At 73.1% G+C, this 15,205-nt stretch carries 16 protein-coding genes and 1 riboswitch; of the genes, 9 read left to right on the top strand and 7 right to left on the bottom strand.

Features of this window, described 5'->3' with window-relative positions; all coding sequences use genetic code 11:
• Positions 1–86: 86 nt before the first annotated feature.
• From V2J85_RS17735 to V2J85_RS17725, 3 genes are read right to left on the bottom strand one after another with little or no spacing between them, the layout of a single operon-like run.
• Entirely contained in the window at positions 87–830 is a 744-nt protein-coding gene (locus tag V2J85_RS17735) for an isocitrate lyase/PEP mutase family protein (RefSeq protein WP_261956073.1), read from the bottom strand.
• Positions 827–1,276: a carboxymuconolactone decarboxylase family protein gene (locus tag V2J85_RS17730; protein ID WP_261956072.1), complete on the bottom strand. Its 450-nt coding sequence runs from the start codon at positions 1,274–1,276 to the stop codon at positions 827–829. The genes V2J85_RS17735 and V2J85_RS17730 overlap by 4 nt, the downstream gene beginning before the upstream one ends.
• 4 nt (positions 1,277–1,280) lie before the next feature.
• The gene (locus tag V2J85_RS17725) at positions 1,281–1,739 is read right to left on the bottom strand and encodes a carboxymuconolactone decarboxylase family protein (protein WP_261956071.1); all 459 of its coding nucleotides are present in this window, start codon (positions 1,737–1,739) and stop codon (positions 1,281–1,283) included.
• Between the two features lie 47 nt (positions 1,740–1,786).
• Here V2J85_RS17725 and pdxR point away from each other — a divergent pair, with 47 nt between their 5' ends.
• Positions 1,787–3,220 (top strand): MocR-like pyridoxine biosynthesis transcription factor PdxR, encoded by a 1,434-nt coding sequence (pdxR, locus tag V2J85_RS17720; RefSeq protein ID WP_330822146.1) that lies wholly within the window; start codon positions 1,787–1,789, stop codon positions 3,218–3,220.
• Between the two features lie 61 nt (positions 3,221–3,281).
• Complete coding sequence (locus tag V2J85_RS17715; RefSeq protein ID WP_330822145.1) at positions 3,282–3,827, top strand: hypothetical protein; 546 nt, start codon at positions 3,282–3,284, stop codon at positions 3,825–3,827.
• Between the two features lie 43 nt (positions 3,828–3,870).
• Here V2J85_RS17715 and V2J85_RS17710 read toward each other — a convergent pair whose 3' ends face one another.
• Both V2J85_RS17710 and V2J85_RS17705 read right to left on the bottom strand, forming a co-directional pair.
• A complete protein-coding gene (locus V2J85_RS17710; RefSeq protein ID WP_330822144.1) occupies positions 3,871–4,413 on the bottom strand; it encodes a GNAT family N-acetyltransferase in 543 nt (180 codons plus the stop codon).
• 68 nt (positions 4,414–4,481) lie between these two features.
• On the bottom strand, positions 4,482–5,354 hold the full coding sequence (locus tag V2J85_RS17705) for a hypothetical protein (RefSeq protein ID WP_261956067.1): 873 nt from the start codon (positions 5,352–5,354) through the stop codon (positions 4,482–4,484).
• Positions 5,355–5,506: 152 nt separating this feature from the next.
• On the opposite strand from V2J85_RS17705, the gene V2J85_RS17700 reads away from it, so the two are divergent.
• Both V2J85_RS17700 and V2J85_RS17695 read left to right on the top strand, forming a co-directional pair.
• Entirely contained in the window at positions 5,507–5,902 is a 396-nt protein-coding gene (locus V2J85_RS17700) for a hypothetical protein (RefSeq protein ID WP_261956066.1), read from the top strand.
• Between the two features lie 17 nt (positions 5,903–5,919).
• Complete coding sequence (locus V2J85_RS17695; protein ID WP_330822143.1) at positions 5,920–7,110, top strand: glutathionylspermidine synthase family protein; 1,191 nt, start codon at positions 5,920–5,922, stop codon at positions 7,108–7,110.
• A 197-nt stretch (positions 7,111–7,307) separates the two neighbouring features.
• On the opposite strand, the gene rocD is transcribed toward V2J85_RS17695, so the two are convergent.
• On the bottom strand, positions 7,308–8,525 hold the full coding sequence (rocD, locus tag V2J85_RS17690) for an ornithine--oxo-acid transaminase (RefSeq protein WP_330822141.1): 1,218 nt from the start codon (positions 8,523–8,525) through the stop codon (positions 7,308–7,310).
• Between the two features lie 264 nt (positions 8,526–8,789).
• Positions 8,790–8,881, top strand: a riboswitch (ZMP/ZTP riboswitch).
• Positions 8,882–8,922: 41 nt separating this feature from the next.
• Here rocD and V2J85_RS17685 point away from each other — a divergent pair.
• The 4 genes from V2J85_RS17685 (at position 8,923) to V2J85_RS17670 (ending at position 13,367) form a co-directional block, all read left to right on the top strand.
• A complete protein-coding gene (locus tag V2J85_RS17685) occupies positions 8,923–10,224 on the top strand; it encodes a serine hydroxymethyltransferase (RefSeq protein ID WP_261956063.1) in 1,302 nt (433 codons plus the stop codon).
• A gap of 303 nt (positions 10,225–10,527) precedes the next feature.
• Positions 10,528–11,541: a tryptophan--tRNA ligase gene (gene trpS, locus V2J85_RS17680; RefSeq protein ID WP_261956062.1), complete on the top strand. Its 1,014-nt coding sequence runs from the start codon at positions 10,528–10,530 to the stop codon at positions 11,539–11,541.
• A gap of 184 nt (positions 11,542–11,725) precedes the next feature.
• Positions 11,726–12,310, top strand: a complete 585-nt coding sequence (locus tag V2J85_RS17675) for a 2'-5' RNA ligase family protein (protein ID WP_330822139.1) — start codon at positions 11,726–11,728, stop codon at positions 12,308–12,310.
• A 139-nt stretch (positions 12,311–12,449) separates the two neighbouring features.
• Positions 12,450–13,367: a YihY/virulence factor BrkB family protein gene (locus tag V2J85_RS17670; RefSeq protein WP_330822138.1), complete on the top strand. Its 918-nt coding sequence runs from the start codon at positions 12,450–12,452 to the stop codon at positions 13,365–13,367.
• A 46-nt stretch (positions 13,368–13,413) separates the two neighbouring features.
• Here the strand turns inward: V2J85_RS17670 and V2J85_RS17665 are convergent, their stop codons facing one another.
• Positions 13,414–14,874 (bottom strand): D-alanyl-D-alanine carboxypeptidase family protein, encoded by a 1,461-nt coding sequence (locus tag V2J85_RS17665; RefSeq protein WP_330822213.1) that lies wholly within the window; start codon positions 14,872–14,874, stop codon positions 13,414–13,416.
• 10 nt (positions 14,875–14,884) lie between these two features.
• Between V2J85_RS17665 and V2J85_RS17660 the strand changes: the two genes are divergently transcribed.
• Positions 14,885–15,136 (top strand): SCO4848 family membrane protein, encoded by a 252-nt coding sequence (locus V2J85_RS17660; RefSeq protein ID WP_330822137.1) that lies wholly within the window; start codon positions 14,885–14,887, stop codon positions 15,134–15,136.
• The last annotated feature ends 69 nt before the right edge of the window (positions 15,137–15,205 follow it).

Here is a 15,205-nt window from a genome sequence, read left to right as displayed (position 1 = left end):
GCCCGGGCGGAGCGGGCGACCCCTGTACGCCCGGGCGGAGCGGGCGACCCCTGTACGCCCGCCCCACCGCGTCCGGTTCGTAGCGGCTAGCCCTCCGCGGGCCGCCCGCCCCGCAGCCGTTCGGCCACCTCCGCCAGCGTCGCCATCGCGGCGTGCTGCAGACCGCCGCCGAAGGTGATCCGGGCCGCGCCCAGCGCGCCCAGCTCCTCCGGGTCGGGCCCGCCGGGCACCGCGAGGGCGTTCACCGGGCGGCCGATGGCGGCGGCCAGCGGGGACAGCAGCGCGGGCGGGGCGAGGATCGGGTAGACGCAGTCGGCACCCGCCGCCGCGTAGAGCAGACCGCGGCGCACCGTCTCCGCCGTCTCCCGCTCGCCCTCGACGCCCCGCAGATACGTGTCGATCCGCGCATTGATCACCAGCGCGTCACCGGCCTCGGCCCGTACCTCCGCCAGCCAGGCGGCCTGCTCCTCGGCGTCGCGCAGGGCGCCGGCGGCGTGGTCGCTGTCCTCCAGATTGCAGCCGGCCGCCCCGGCGTCCAGCAGCCGGCCCACCAGTTCCTTCGCGGACAGCCCGTACCCGGCCTCCACGTCCGCCGTGACGGGGACGTCCACCGCCCGCACGATCCGGGCGATCGCGGCGAACATCTCCGCCGGCGGCGTCCGGCCGTCCTCGTGGCCGAGGGAAGCGGCGATGCCCGCGCTGGGCGTGGCCAGCGCCGGGAAGCCGGCGTCCGCGAAGACCCGGGCGGCGGCCGCGTCCCACGGGCCGGGCAGGACCAGCGGCAGCCGCGGGCCGTGGTGCAGCGCGCGCAGCGTCGCGGCGGCGCTCACAGCTCCAGCCCCGGCGGCTGGCGGACCGTGACGTTGACCCGGTTCCAGTTGTTGATCGCGACGACCACCGCGAGCAGATGGGCCAGTTCGCGCTCGTCGAAGTGGGCCGCGGCCCGCTCGTAGACCTCGTCCGGGACGTGGCCCTCGGTCAGGACGGTGACGGCCTCGGTGAACGCCAGCGCGGCCCGCTCCCGCGCCGAGTAGAGATCACCCGCCTCCTCCCACGCCGGCAGCAGATCGATCCGCTGCCGGCCCACCCCGGCCTGACGCAGGTTCTTCACATGCATGTCGATGCAGAACGCGCACCGGTTGAGCTGCGAGGCGCGCAGCACCACCAGCTCGGCCAGGACCGGGTCGTCCAGGCCCTTCTTGGCGGCCGTGGTCAGTGCCAGCTGCGCCTGGTAGAACGCGGGCTGCCGGCCCCAGAACTTCATACGGGCGGACATCGGTTCAGGCCCTCCCCGGGGTCATGCGGGTGGTCACGCCGAAGCGGTTCCAGGCGTTGATGGTGGTGATCAGGGCGATGAGCTGGGCGAGCTCGGACTCCTCGAAGTGGGCCGCGGCCCGCTCGTACACCTCGTCCGGGACGAAGCCCTCCGTGAGGACGGTGACGGCCTCGGTCAGCTCCAGCGCCGCCCGCTCCTTGCCGGTGTAGTACTCCTCGGCCTCCGCCCAGGCGCCGAGCAGATAGATCCGCTCCTCGGTCTCCCCGGCCTCGCGGGCGTCCCTGATGTGCATGTCGAGGCAGAAGGCGCACTTGTTGAGCTGGGACGCCCGGATCTTGACCAGCTCGACCAGCACCGGGTCCAGGTCCTTCTTCGCCGCCGCGTCCAGCGCGATCATGGCCTTGTAGACCTCGGGCGCGAGCTTGGCCCAGTGCATCCGGGGGCCGGTTGATGTCGTCGTCATGGCTACGACGCTACGGCCGCAATGGCGCAGCGGTATGGTCCACTTCCATGGGGAATTCATGGGCCACTTTCGGCCGTGACCTGCATCTGGACCTCACCGGCCCCGGCGGGCTGCGGGCCGCCCTGATCCGCGCGCTGCGGGACGCCGTACGGACCGGACGGCTGACCCCCGGCACCCGGCTGCCCTCCTCCCGCTCGCTCGCCGTGGACCTCGGCATCGCCCGCAACACCGTCGCCGACGCCTACGCCGAACTCGTCGCGGAGGGCTGGCTGAGCGCCCGCCAGGGCTCCGGCACCCGGGTCGCCGACCGGGTACTGCCGCGCACCGCCCCCGCCGTGCGCCGCCCGCACGGCCCGGCCGCCCGCCCCGGCCGGCCGCGCTTCGACCTCACCCCGGGCACCCCGGACGTCTCCGCCTTCCCCCGCACCGCCTGGCTCGCCGCCGCCCGCCGCGCGCTGACCGCCGCGCCCAGCGAGGCGTTCGGCTACGGCGACCCGGCCGGCCGCCCCGAACTGCGCACCGTCCTCGCCGACTACCTCGCCCGGGCCCGCGGGGTCCGCGCCGACCCCGACCGGATCGTCGTCTGCACCGGCTTCATGCAGGGCCTGGCGTTGCTCGCCCGCACCCTGGGCACCGGCCGGCTGGCCGTCGAGTCGTACGGGCTGGACTTCCACCGCGACGTCATCACCCGCGCGGGACTGCGCACCGTCCCGCTCGTCGTCGACGAACGCGGCGCCCGCACCGAGGACCTGGCCGGGCTCGACGACGTCCGCGCGGCCCTGCTCACCCCCGCCCACCAGTTCCCCACCGGTGTCCCGCTGCACCCCGACCGGCGCGCCGCCGCCGTCAACTGGGCGCGGGCCACCGGTGGTTACGTCCTGGAGGACGACTACGACGGCGAGTTCCGCTACGACCGGCAGCCCGTCGGCGCCCTCCAGGGCCTCGACCCGGACCACGTCGTCTACCTGGGCACCGCCAGCAAGAGCCTGGCCCCCGCCCTGCGGCTGGCCTGGATGGTGCTGCCGGACCACCTCGTCGACCCGCTGCTGGCCGTCAAACGCACCGGCGAATGGCAGTCCGGCCAGCTGGAACAGCTCACCCTCGCCGAGTTCCTCTCCTCCGGCGCCTACGACCGGCATCTGCGCGGGATGCGGCTGCGCTACCGCCGCCGCCGCGACCAGCTCGTCGCGGCTCTCGCCGAACGGGCGCCCCACGTCCACGTCTCCGGCATCGCCGCCGGCCTGCACGCCGTCCTCGAACTCCCGCCCGGCACCGAGCAGTCCATCATCCAGGCCGCCCGCTGGCAGGCCCTCGCCCTCGAAGGCCTCACCCGCTTCCACGACCCCACCGCCCCCGACGCCCCACGCGACGGCCTGGTCGTCGCTTACGGCACGCCACCGGAGCATGCGTTCAACGGCGCCCTGGACGCACTGACCAGGGCTTTGCCGCCGGGGTCGGGAGCGGGCCGCGGTCAGGCCTGAGCTCACTTCACCCCAACTCACTTCCGCCACCGACGACTTCTCTCCCAGGTGACCCGATCCCATGAGCGACGCGTACTCCCCGATACCCGAGCTGAACCTGCTCAAGGCATTCGACGACACGTGCACGGACTTCTACTCGCCAGGCTTCGAACTGCGCGCGTACAACCACGGCGTGGGGTGGACCGAGCCGGACAATCCGGATTTCGAGGACCGGGTGATCCCCTTCGCCCAGGCCACTTCGTCCGGATCCCTCTACGCGCTGTGGCGTTGCGACGACCGCGCCGACCTCGCCACCCTGCCCGTCCTCTTTCTCGGTGACGAGGGGGACCTCTACATCACCGCACACGACCTGCGGGAGCTGTTCTGGGATCTCCTCGACGAAGATTCCGGCGAACCCGCTCCTCCCCGCGAGGAGTACCGCGCCACCCGGCAGGCGTATCACACCTGGCTGGAGCGGAACTTCGGTCCCACACCGCCCGCATACGACCGGAGTCCCATGGAGGAGCACGGCTGGCGGTTCGTCGACTGGCTGCTCAGCGTAGGAGAAAGGGACACCGCCGACATCGTCATCGAGAGCCTGGAGCTTCTCGAAATACCTCGCCCTTGATGGCGCCGGCGCCCGGGTTCCCGAAAGGGGCTGGGGGGCCGGGTCACAGCTCCCGCACGAACGAGACCCGGTCCAGTCCCGGTCCGTCGTAGTCCGTGTGCACCGGTGTGCCGTGTTCGTCGGTGTGGTCGCCCGGCTCCAGGTGGAAGCCCATGCGGGTGTGGTACGCGATGGAGGCGCGGTTGTTGGGGCTGGTGATGCAGCGGATCCGGGTGCGGCCGGCCTCGTGCGCGAGGGTGAAGAAGCGTTCGTACAGGGCCCTGCCCACGCCGCCCCGCTTGCCGTCCGGGCAGACGCCGACGAAGTGGATGTACGCCGTCGCCGGGTCGGTCCGGGAGAGGAAGCCGATCAGGAAGGCGTGCAGGGTGCCGTCGGGGCGCTCGACGAGGAAGCTGGTGTCGGCGAAGTGCTGAAGGAAGAGGCGGGGGACGAGCAACTTCCGTTGCAGTGCGCCGGCTTCGCCGCCCAGGCCGCCCCACCAGTCGGCGAGTGCCGTCTGGAGGCGGGGGTGGTCCGACGGCACGGGGTGGCGCAGCGACAGGTCCCCGGGGAGCGGGGCGGGAGAGGGGTGGCCGGCGTGCGTCATGGGTGCGTCATCCTTCGAGCGGATCGGAGGCGGTGAACTCACCCTAGGCACGCCGCGGTTGTCGCGCCCTACCCGTCGACCGCCGGCACCGCGTCCGGGGTCTGTTCCCGTTCCGCCGGTGCCTCCCCGAAGCGGGTCAGGAGGAGTGCGCCGGTGATGGCCAGGGCGAAACCCAGTACCGCCAGCGGGGCCAGGCCCTCGCGGGTGCGGTCGCCGAGCCAGGCGACGCCGACCAGGGCCGGGCCGATGGTCTCGCCGATCACCATGCCCGCGGTGGCGGTGGTCACCGAGCCGCGCTGGAAGGCGGTGGTCAGCAGCAGGAACGCCGCGCCGCCGCCGATCAGCAGGGCGTACGCGGCGGGGTTGGTGAGCAGGGCGAGCGGCGCGAAGTCGTCCAGCAGGCGGACCGCGACCTCCACCACGCCGAAGCCGAAACCGGCGCCCAGGCCGAGCGCCGCGGCCCGGGACCGTTCCGGCAGCCGCCCCGCCAGCGCGCCGGCCGGCAGCAGCGCCACCGCGAACACCAGCGTCGCGATCCGCAGGCCCGGGGTGCCCCGCAGATGGCCCTCCTCGCCGGAGGCCAGCGCCAGCATCGCCAGCCCGCCGCAGACCACCGCCACCGCGGCCCACTCGCCGGGGCGCAGCCGGGTGTGCAGCACCGGCGCGGCGACCACGGCCGTCACCGCGAGGGTCGCCGCGAGCGCCGCCCCGACCGTGTAGATCGGCAGCGCCCGCAGCGCGACCAGCTCCAGCACGAAGCCCAGCCCGTCCAGGGCCAGACCGGCCAGATACCGCCACTGCCCGAGCACCCGCAGCAGCAGCCGCGGATCGACGCCGGAGTCCGTACCCGGCGCGGTGGAGCGCGCGGCGACGGCCTGGAAGACGGAGGCGGTGCCGAAGCACACCGCGGAGGCGAGGGCACAGACCATCCCAAGGAGCATGAAGCGACTGTAGGGGGCCAAGCCGGGAACCGGACGGGGGCCCTCCCGGACAGCGGGCGGGCCCCTTCTAGGCTGACGGGCGCACACCAAGTTCGTTCCCGTCGACGCGCTCACCCGAGTCCGTCCACGGGAGATCACGGGGGAGACGGAAAATGGCCGAGAAAGCACGCCGCCGACTGCGGTCGAGCACGGTGATCCTGGGCGGTATGGGCGCCCTGGCCGCCGCCCTGACGTCCTGCGGCTCGGACCCGGACAAGCGCTGCGTGGACCGCAACAGCTACGACGTCGTCAAGGGCTACCGCGTCGTCGACGCCAAGAACTGCTCGGCGGGCGGCGGCTCGTCCACCGGCGGCTCGGGGACCGGCGGCGCCGGATCCGGTACGTCGGGCCGCGGCAAGCGCCCGGCCGACGCCCAGTGGTACTACGACCCGGACAGCGGCGGCGGCAAGTACGCCGACAACGGCACCTTCAGCCGGACCACGGCCGTCAACCGCGGCGGCTTCGGCTGCTCCGGCTCGCACGGCGGGCACGGCTCCTTCGGCGGCTGAACGGACACCGTACGGCCATGGAACGCCACACCATCGAGCCCCGCCCCGGCTGGCAGCAGACCGTCGAGGCGCAGGGCCTGATCTACCCGCTCACCCGCTACCCGGACGACTCGCTGCGCCCCTACTGGGACGAGAGCGCGTACTACTCCTTCACCCTCCCGGAGGTCGAGGCGCTGGAGGAGGTCGTCGAGGAGCTGCACGGCATGTGCCTGGCCGCCGCCGAGCACATCGTCGCCCACGACCGCTTCGCCGACCTCGGGATCACCGATCCCCGCCTGGCCGCACTGGTCGCCGAGTCCTGGCGCCGGCGCGCCGAACTCCCCTCCCTCTACGGGCGGTTCGACCTGCACTACGACGGCACCGGCCCGGCCAAGATGCTGGAGTACAACGCCGATACGCCGACCTCACTGGTCGAGGCCGCCAGCCCCCAGTGGTTCTGGATGGAGGAGCGCTTCCCCGGCGCCGACCAGTGGAACTCGCTGCACGAGCGGCTGGTCGCGGCCTGGAAGCGGCAGGCCCCGCTGCTGCCGCCCGGCGCCCCGGTGCACTTCGCGCACTCCGCGGGCGACGAGCTCGGCGAGGACCTGATGACCGTCGCCTACCTGGAGGAGACGGCCCAGCAGGCGGGCCTCGCGACCGTCAGCATCCCCGTGGAGGAGATCGGCTGGGACCGGCTCTCGGGCCGCTTCGTCGACCAGCGGCTGCGCTTCGTGCGGGCCTGCTTCAAGCTCTACCCGTGGGAGTGGCTGGCCACCGACGACTTCGGCCCGCACGTCCTGGACACCCTCGACAACGGCGGCGGCACCGGCTCCACCCTCTGGATCGAACCCGCCTGGAAGATGCTGCTCTCCAACAAGGCGCTGCTGGCGATCCTGTGGGAGCTCTACCCCGGCCACCCGAACCTGCTGCCCGCCTACCTGGACGGGCCGCGCGAGCTGGCGCACACCCGCGGCTACGCGGCCAAGCCGCTGCTGGGCCGGGAGGGCGCCGGCGTCACCCTGCACCGGCCGGGCGACGAGCCGGTGCTCCGGGGGCCCGACGACCCGTGCTGCTACCAGGAGTTGGCGCCGCTGCCGGACTTCGACGGCAACCGGGTGGTGCTGGGTGCCTGGGTCGTCGAGGACGAGGCGGCCGGCCTCGGCATCCGCGAGTCGGCGGGACCGGTCACGGACGAGTACGCCCGTTTCCTCCCGCACGTGATCCGCTGACGCGAGCTGACGCGGGCGGACCGGGCTGACGCGGGCTGACGCGGGCGGCCCCGGGGGACCCGCGGGACCCGGGCGGGACGCGTACGCGGTACGGGGCTGGCGCAGCGGGCGGCCAGGGCCTCGCACCCGCCGCCGGCCGCCCGCTGCACGTCCGTCGCCCCCGCACGTCCCCGGCGCGCCGCCCCCACGCCCGCTTCTCACGCCTCCAGGACGTCCCTCAGCCGTTCCAGCCCCCAGTCCAGGTCCTCCTTGCTGATCATCAGGGGCGGCGCGAGCCGGATCGTCGCGCCGTGGGTGTCCTTGACCAGGACGCCGCGCGTCATCAGCTGCTCGGAGACCGCGCGCCCGGTGCCGCGGGACGGGTTGACGTCCACGCCGGCCCACAGTCCGCGGCCGCGCACCGCGTCCACCGTCCCGCCGCCCACCAGCAGCCCCAGCTCGCTGTGCAGGTGCTCGCCCAACTCCGTTGCCCGCTGCTGGTATTCGCCGGTCCGCAGCATCGCGATGACCTCCAGCGCGACCGCGCAGGCGAGCGGGTTCCCGCCGAACGTCGAGCCGTGCTCCCCCGGCGCGAAGACGCCCAGCACCTCGCGCGAGGACACCACCGCCGACACCGGCACCACCCCGCCGCCCAGCGCCTTGCCGAGCACGTACACGTCCGGCACCACGCCCTCGTGCTCACAGGCGAAGGTCCGGCCCGTGCGGCCCAGCCCGGACTGGATCTCGTCGGCGACGAACAGCACGTTCCGCCGCCGGGTCAGCTCCCGTACGCCCGCCAGATAGCCGGGCGGCGGCACCCGTACGCCCGCCTCGCCCTGGATCGGCTCCAGCAGGACCGCGACGGTCCGGTCGTCGAGCGCCGCCTCCATCGCGGCCAGGTCGCCGTAGGGGACGACCTCGAAACCGGGGGTGTACGGGCCGAAGCCGGCGCGGGCCTCGGGGTCGGTGGAGAACGAGACGATGGTGGTGGTCCGGCCGTGGAAGTTGCCGTCCGCGACGACGATCTTCGCCCGGCCGTCCGGGACGCCCTTGACCTGGTAGCCCCATTTGCGGGCGGTCTTCAGCGCGGTCTCCACGGCCTCGGCGCCGGTGTTCATCGGCAGCACCAGTTCCATCCCGCACAGCTCGGCCAGCTGGGCGCAGAAGTCGGCGAACCGGTCGTGGTGGAAGGCGCGGGAGGTGAGGGTGACCCGTTCCAGCTGGGCCCGGGCGGCGGCCAGCAGCCGCGGGTGGCCGTGCCCGAAGTTCAGCGCGGAGTACCCGGCGAGCATGTCCAGGTAGCGCCGGCCCGTCACATCCGTCATCCAGGCACCCTCGGCGGTCGCCACGACCACGGGGAGCGGGTGGTAGTTGTGCGCGCTGTGGGCTTCGGCGGCGGCGAGGGCGGCTGCGACGCCGGGTTCCGTGGACGTCACCGTGACTCCGTTCCGGTAGACCGTACGGGGCGCATGGAGTGAGGTACCCCATATGCCCCTCTATATTGCTCCTCGGGTCGTTCGTCCGGAAGGCGCCGGGGCGGCCGGGGCGGCCGGACAGTGCCGGCACCGGGCCGTGCGGCGTTCCCGGCACCGGGCCGTGGGGCGTTCCCGGCACCGGGCCGTGGGGCGTTCCCGGCGCCGCGCGGTGGGACGGAACGGGTGTTCCCGGCACCGGGCCGCGCGCGGCCGTCTAGACTCGGCGGTGCGCATCGCGACTGGCGTACGGGGAAACGACCCCGAGGGAGCGCTGCGTGGCCACCGCCACGAGGTGTCGCCCCGCCTGGGCACCCCGGGACCACGACCGGACCACCGATCGACCGCCCCGGAGGACGCCATGTCACTTCCGCAGTCCGCGCACCCGCAGTCCGCATCCCTCTCCCATCCCGCGCTGAGCGCCGCCGACCCCGAACTGGCCGCGCTGGTCGGCGCCGAGGAGCAGCTCCAGGCCGACACGCTGCGGCTGATCCCCAGCGAGAACTACGTCTCCGCCGCCGTCCTGGAAGCCACCGGCACGGTCCTGCAGAACAAGTACAGCGAGGGATACCCGGGCCGTCGCTACTACGAAGGCCAGCAGAACATCGACCGCGTCGAGACCCTGGCCGTCGAGCGCGCCAAGGCCGTCTTCGGCGTCGAACACGCCAATGTCCAGCCGTACTCGGGCTCGCCGGCCAACCTCGCCGCCTACCTCGCGTTCGCCGAACCGGGCGACACCGTGCTCGGCATGGCGCTGCCGATGGGCGGCCACCTCACCCACGGCTGGGGCGTCTCGGCGACCGGTACGTGGTTCCGCGGGGTCCAGTACGGCGTGCGCGCCGACACCGCGCTCATCGACTTCGACGAGGTGCGCGAGCTCGCCCGCAAGGAACGCCCGAAGATCATCTTCTGTGGCGGTACGGCCGTCCCGCGCACCATCGACTTCGCCGCGTTCGGCGAGATCGCCCGCGAGGTCGATGCCGTGCTCGTCGCGGACATCGCGCACATCGCCGGGCTGGTCGCGGGCGGCGCCCACCCGTCGCCCGTCCCGCACGCGGACGTCATCTCCACCACCACGCACAAGACCCTGCGCGGGCCGCGCGGCGCGATGCTGATGTCCCGGGCGAGCCACGCCAAGGCCGTCGACAAGGCGGTCTTCCCCGGTCTGCAGGGCGGCCCGCACAACCACACCACGGCCGCCATCGCGGTCGCCCTGCACGAGGCCGCCGCCCCGTCCTTCCGGGAGTACGCGCACGCCGTCGTCGCCAACGCCAAGGCGCTCGCCGAGGCGCTGCTGGCCCGCGGCTACGACCTGGTCTCCGGCGGCACCGACAACCACCTGGTGCTGATCGACCTCACCTCGAAGGACGTCCCCGGCAAGGTCGCGGCCAAGGCCCTGGACCGGGCGGGCATCGTCGTCAACTACAACACCGTCCCCTTCGACCCCCGTAAGCCCTTCGACCCCTCCGGCATCCGCATCGGCACCCCCGCCCTCACCTCCCGCGGTCTGGGCACGGACCGGATGCCGCAGGTGGCGGAGTGGATCGACCGCGGCGTCCAGGCCGCGGCGAAGGGCGACGAGGACGCCCTCACGGTGATCCGCAACGAGGTCGCCGAGCTGATGGCGGCCTACCCGGCGCCGGGGCTGGCTGTCGGGGAGTAGGGGCCAGGGGGATTCCCCGGCCGGGGAATGCCCGGACGCCGGGGATCTCCGACCGCCGGGGATCTCCGACCGCCGGGGATCTCCGACCGCTGGGGAATACCCGCCCCCACCTGCACGTTGTGGCCCCGCAGGGGGCCTCGCCATCCCCTACGGGATGCGTTCGACCACCCCCTGCGGGCCACCGCCCACGTGCCGCCGCCCCCGACGCCGCGGGGCTCCGCCCCGGCCCCCCGGTGGCCCCGCCCCGCCCTCCCCACCCACCGGACGCCCTACCGCCCCCCGCGACCTGAGACAATCGGTCCCATGGCTCTCGATCGTCCTCGCGTGCTCTCCGGTATCCAGCCCACCGCCGGCTCCTTCCACCTCGGCAACTACCTCGGCGCGGTGCGCCAGTGGGTGGACCTCCAGGAGTCCCACGACGCCTTCTACATGGTCGTCGACCTCCACGCGATCACCGTTCCGCAGGACCCGGCGGAACTGCGCCGCAACACCCGGATCGCGGCCGCCCAGCTGCTCGCGGCCGGCCTCGACCCGGAGCGCTGCACGCTCTTCGTCCAGAGCCATGTGCCCGAGCACGCCCAGCTCGCCTGGGTCATGAACTGCGTCACCGGCTTCGGCGAGGCTTCCCGGATGACCCAGTTCAAGGACAAGTCGGCCAAGCAGGGCGCGGACCGCACCACCGTCGGCCTGTTCACCTACCCCGTGCTGATGGTGGCCGACATCCTCCTCTACCAGGCCGATCAGGTCCCGGTCGGCGAGGACCAGCGCCAGCACCTGGAGCTGACCCGCGACCTCGCGGACCGCTTCAACACGCGCTACGGCGACACCTTCGCCATCCCCAACCCGTACATCCTCAAGGAGACGGCGAAGATCTTCGATCTTCAGGACCCGTCGATCAAGATGAGCAAGTCGGCGTCCTCGCCCAAGGGCATCATCGACCTGCTCGACGACCCCAAGGTCACCGCGAAGAAGGTCAAGAGCGCCGTGACGGACACCGACACGGTGATCCGCTTCGACCGCGAGGCCAAGCCCGGTGTCAGCAACCTCCTCAGCATCCTCTCCACCCTCACCGGCACCTCCGTCCCGGACCTGGAGAAGTCCTACGAGGGCAAGATGTACGGCGCCCTCAAGACGGATCTCGCCGAGGTGATGGTCGATTTCGTCACACCGTTCCGGGACCGTACGCGGGAATTCCTCGACGACCCCGAGACGCTGGACTCCCTGCTGGCCAAGGGCGCGGAGAAGGCCCGCTCGGTCGCCGCGGAGACCCTCGCCACCACCTACGACCGGCTCGGACTCCTGCCGGCCAAGCACTGACGGAACGGTCCGCGCGGCCCGCCCCGGCCGGCCGCGCGGACCCCGCCAGGGCCGCCGCCTCCACTCACGGGGGCACAACGGCCCGGCCGTCCGAGGGCCGGGGACGCTCCCCGTCGGGGGTGCGCACCCGGCACACTAAGAGGGTGCGCGAGCGCGCCGCACACACGTCAGGAGGGAGAAGCCAGTGGGGACCGTAACGCTGGGCGTTTCGATCGCGGTCCCGGAGCCGTACGGCAGCTTCCTCCAGCGGAAGCGCGCGAGCTTCGGGGACCCCGCCGCACACGGCATCCCCACCCACATCACCCTCCTCCCGCCCACGGAGGTCCAGGCCGACGCGCTGCCCGCCATCGAGCGCCATCTGGCCGGCGTCGCGGCCTCCTCCCGCCCCTTCCCGCTCCGGCTGGAGGGCACCGACACCTTCCGCCCGCTCTCCCCGGTCGTCTTCGTGAAGGTCACCGAGGGCGCGGCCGGCTGCACCGCCCTCCAGGCCCGGGTCCGCGTCGCCTCCGGCCCGTGCGCCCGTGACCTGCAGTTCCCGTACCACCCGCATGTGACGGTCGCGCACGGCATCGCCGATGACGCCATGGACCGCGCCCGGGCCGAGCTCGCGGACTTCTCCGCGACCTGGACGATCGCCGGGTTCGCGCTCTACCAGCAGGGCGCGGACGCCGTCTGGCGCCTGGAGCGCGAGTACCCCTTCGGCCCGCAGACCCCCGCCGTCCCCCGCCAGGCCGCCGACCTCTCCCGCCCCCCGGCCCCTTCCTGCTGACCCCGGCGCACGGGCCGCCGCCGGCCGTCCCCTTGGTGTGAGGCGGCCGCCGGCCGGATGTCCGGAGGCCGTTACGGGGTAGTCGGACCCTAGGGTTCCGGATCACCGGGGCGACCGACTGCCGTACGAGGGGAGCGCCGTGGACTGGTTGAGGAAACTGCCGGTGGTCGGGCCGGCCGTCGGCTGGCTGATGACCACTCACCTCTGGCACGCCTACGAACGCATGCTCCGGGTGCACTGGACCCGGCTCGCCGCCGCGATCACCTTCACCAGCTTCGTCGCCCTCTTCCCGCTGCTCACCGTGGCCGCCGCGATCGGCGCCGCCCTGCTCAGCAACCGCGACCTGCACAAGCTGCAGAGCAAGTTCGCCGAGCAGATCCCCGGCATCTCCGGGCAGCTCGATCTCGCCGGGCTCGTCGAGAACGCCACCACGATCGGCCTGGTCGCCGGTGCCGTGCTGCTGCTCACCGGCATCGGCTGGGTCGACTCGCTGCGCGACTGCCTGCGCGCCGTATGGGAGAAGGGCGACGAGGACACCAACTTCTTCCTCGGCAAGCTCCGGGACGGGGCGCTGCTGCTGGGACTCGGCGGGGTCGCCCTGCTCTCGTTCGCCTGCTCGGCCTTCGCGTCCGCGGCGGTCGGCAAGGCGGCGCACGCGCTCGGCCTGGCGGAGGGCGGCATCGGCACCGTCCTGCTGTCCGCCGCCGGCTTCTGCACCGCCGTCCTCGCGGACTTCCTGCTGCTCGTCTACGTCCTGACCAAGCTGCCCGGCGCCCACCCGCCGCGCAGCGCCGTGGTCATCGCCGGCCTCCTCGGCGCGATCGGCTTCGAAGCGCTGAAGCTGCTGCTCAGCGGCTACCTCCAGGGCGTCGCCTCGCGCAACATGTACGGCGCCTTCGGCACCCCGATCGCGCTGCTGCTGTGGATCAACTTCACCGCGAAGCTGCTGGTGTACTGCGCCTCCTGGACGGCCACGGCGGGGGAGGAGACGAACGGGGCGGAGGAGACCGGCGACACGAGGCCCGGGACCGCCGAAGCGGGGGCGGGGGCCGGCTAGCCCCCGCCCCCGCTTCACCCGCCGTCCCTTGCGGCCGCCGCCCGGCTCACTTCGCGGCGCGGCGCCGGCGTACCAGCAGCGCCACCGCGCCGAGCACCACCACCGCACCGCCGGTAATCCCCACCGCGGTCCAGGTGCCGCCCGAGCCGGTGCTGTCCAGCGCCGCCTGGGTGCTGCCGTGCCCGCCCTTGTGGCGCTTGCCCTGGGCGGCCACCGCGCCGGTGCCGTCGTCCTCGCTGCGCGGCCCGACCAGCCGGCCGACCGGCTCGACCTTGTCGGCCGCCGCGAAACCCCAGTCGAGCAGCTTGGCGGCCTCGCGGTAGGCCTCGTTGTGCACCTTCTTCTCCGGGTTCATGACCGTGACCAGCAGCTTGCGGTCACCGCGCTGCGCCAGCCCGGTGAAGGTCGACCCGGCGTTGGTCGTCGAGCCGTTCTTCACGCCCTCGATCCCGGGATACGGCTTCATGTCGTAGTCCCCGCTCAGCAGGCGGTTGGTGTTCTGGATCCCGAACGTCGCCCGCTTGCCGTCCTTGCCCTTGTCCCCGGGGAACTGGGCGCTCGCGGTCGAGCAGTACTCGCGGAAGTCGGGGTTCTGCAGCCCGGCCCGGGCGAACAGGCTCAGGTCGTACGCGCTGGAGACCTGCCCCGGCGCGTCGTAGCCGTCCGGCGTGACGACGTGCGTGTCGTTGGCGTTCAGTTCCTTCGCGCGCTGCTGCATCTGCGTGACGGTGGCCTTCGTCCCGCCGTTCATCGCGGAGAGCGTGTGCACCGCGTCGTTCCCGGAGCGCAGGAACACCCCGAGCCACAGGTCGTGGACCGTGTAGGTCAGGTTCTCCTTTATCCCGACCAGGCTGCTGCCCACGCCCATGCCCGCGAGGTCGGCGGGCTTGACCGTGTGCTTCTGGTTCTTCGGGAACTTCGGCATGACGGTGTCCGCGAACAGCATCTTCAACGTGCTGGCCGGCGCCAGCTGCCAGTGCGGGTTCTTCGCGGCCAGCACCTTGCCGGACGCGGCGTCCGAGATGATCCAGGACCGGGCGGTCAGCGCGTCCGGCCCCGGCAGCTTCGGCGCACCGGGCTTCGGCTGCACGTGTACGCCGGGCGCGCCCATCAGCTCCCCGCCGATCTGCGACATCTTGGCCGGCGGCGCGGGGGCCTTGGGGTCCTTCTGGTCGGCGTACGCGGTGCCGGCCAGCAGCGGGGAGGTCAGCAGCCCGGAGACGGCCAGTGCGGCGGCGGCACGCAGCGACCGGCCGCGACGCACCGCCGCGCGCCCGGCGGCACCGGCGGTACGGGATGCTCCGGCGGCGCCGGCCGGACCGGACGTGCCGGACGCCTCAAGAGCGTCCGGGGCGCCGGGGGACGTGGAGGGGCGGGCAGGGACGGAAGCCGTGAAAGCACTGAAGGTCGTCGGCACGTCGCTGAACGTACCCCTCTTCGCCCCGGTCGCCGACAGCACCCCACGGAAGAGTGCCCCTCCCGACGGCCGGATGGAGCCGCTGCCCATACTGGAACCCATGAAGCTCTCTCGCCCCGTGTCCTGGTTCCTGCTCGCCTTCGGGGTCTGGAGCTGGTTCATCTGGATCACTTTCGTCAAAAACCTCTGCAAGGACGGGAGCGGTCTGGCCTTCAACGACGCCGGCGACCCGACGGCGTACTTCTGGGTCCATCTGCTGCTGGCCGTGACGTCCTTTCTCTTGGGGACGGCAATCGGCGTGATCGGGTTCCGTGGCGTACGGGCCCTGCGCCGCGAGGCGGCGGACGAGTAGCGGACGAGCGACGCCGGCCAACGGGCGGGCGGTGGGCGGTCCGTGGCCCGGGCGGGGGAGCCGACCCGC

This window comes from Streptomyces bugieae (genome assembly GCF_036352915.1).
Lineage (GTDB): Bacteria > Actinomycetota > Actinomycetes > Streptomycetales > Streptomycetaceae > Streptomyces > Streptomyces endophytica.
This window is presented reverse-complemented; position numbering and strand designations above follow the sequence as displayed.

Coding starts and splice junctions, on each gene's coding strand:
- trpS (WP_261956062.1), top strand. CDS start 10,528: ATGGCTCTCGATCGTCCTCGCGTGCTCTCCGGTATCCAGCCCACCGCC.
- V2J85_RS17710 (WP_330822144.1), bottom strand. CDS start 4,413: ATGACGCACGCCGGCCACCCCTCTCCCGCCCCGCTCCCCGGGGACCTG.
- pdxR (WP_330822146.1), top strand. CDS start 1,787: ATGGGGAATTCATGGGCCACTTTCGGCCGTGACCTGCATCTGGACCTC.
- V2J85_RS17705 (WP_261956067.1), bottom strand. CDS start 5,354: ATGCTCCTTGGGATGGTCTGTGCCCTCGCCTCCGCGGTGTGCTTCGGC.
- V2J85_RS17665 (WP_330822213.1), bottom strand. CDS start 14,874: ATGGGCAGCGGCTCCATCCGGCCGTCGGGAGGGGCACTCTTCCGTGGG.
- V2J85_RS17715 (WP_330822145.1), top strand. CDS start 3,282: ATGAGCGACGCGTACTCCCCGATACCCGAGCTGAACCTGCTCAAGGCA.
- V2J85_RS17730 (WP_261956072.1), bottom strand. CDS start 1,276: ATGTCCGCCCGTATGAAGTTCTGGGGCCGGCAGCCCGCGTTCTACCAG.
- V2J85_RS17700 (WP_261956066.1), top strand. CDS start 5,507: ATGGCCGAGAAAGCACGCCGCCGACTGCGGTCGAGCACGGTGATCCTG.
- V2J85_RS17660 (WP_330822137.1), top strand. CDS start 14,885: ATGAAGCTCTCTCGCCCCGTGTCCTGGTTCCTGCTCGCCTTCGGGGTC.
- V2J85_RS17685 (WP_261956063.1), top strand. CDS start 8,923: ATGTCACTTCCGCAGTCCGCGCACCCGCAGTCCGCATCCCTCTCCCAT.
- V2J85_RS17695 (WP_330822143.1), top strand. CDS start 5,920: ATGGAACGCCACACCATCGAGCCCCGCCCCGGCTGGCAGCAGACCGTC.
- V2J85_RS17725 (WP_261956071.1), bottom strand. CDS start 1,739: ATGACGACGACATCAACCGGCCCCCGGATGCACTGGGCCAAGCTCGCG.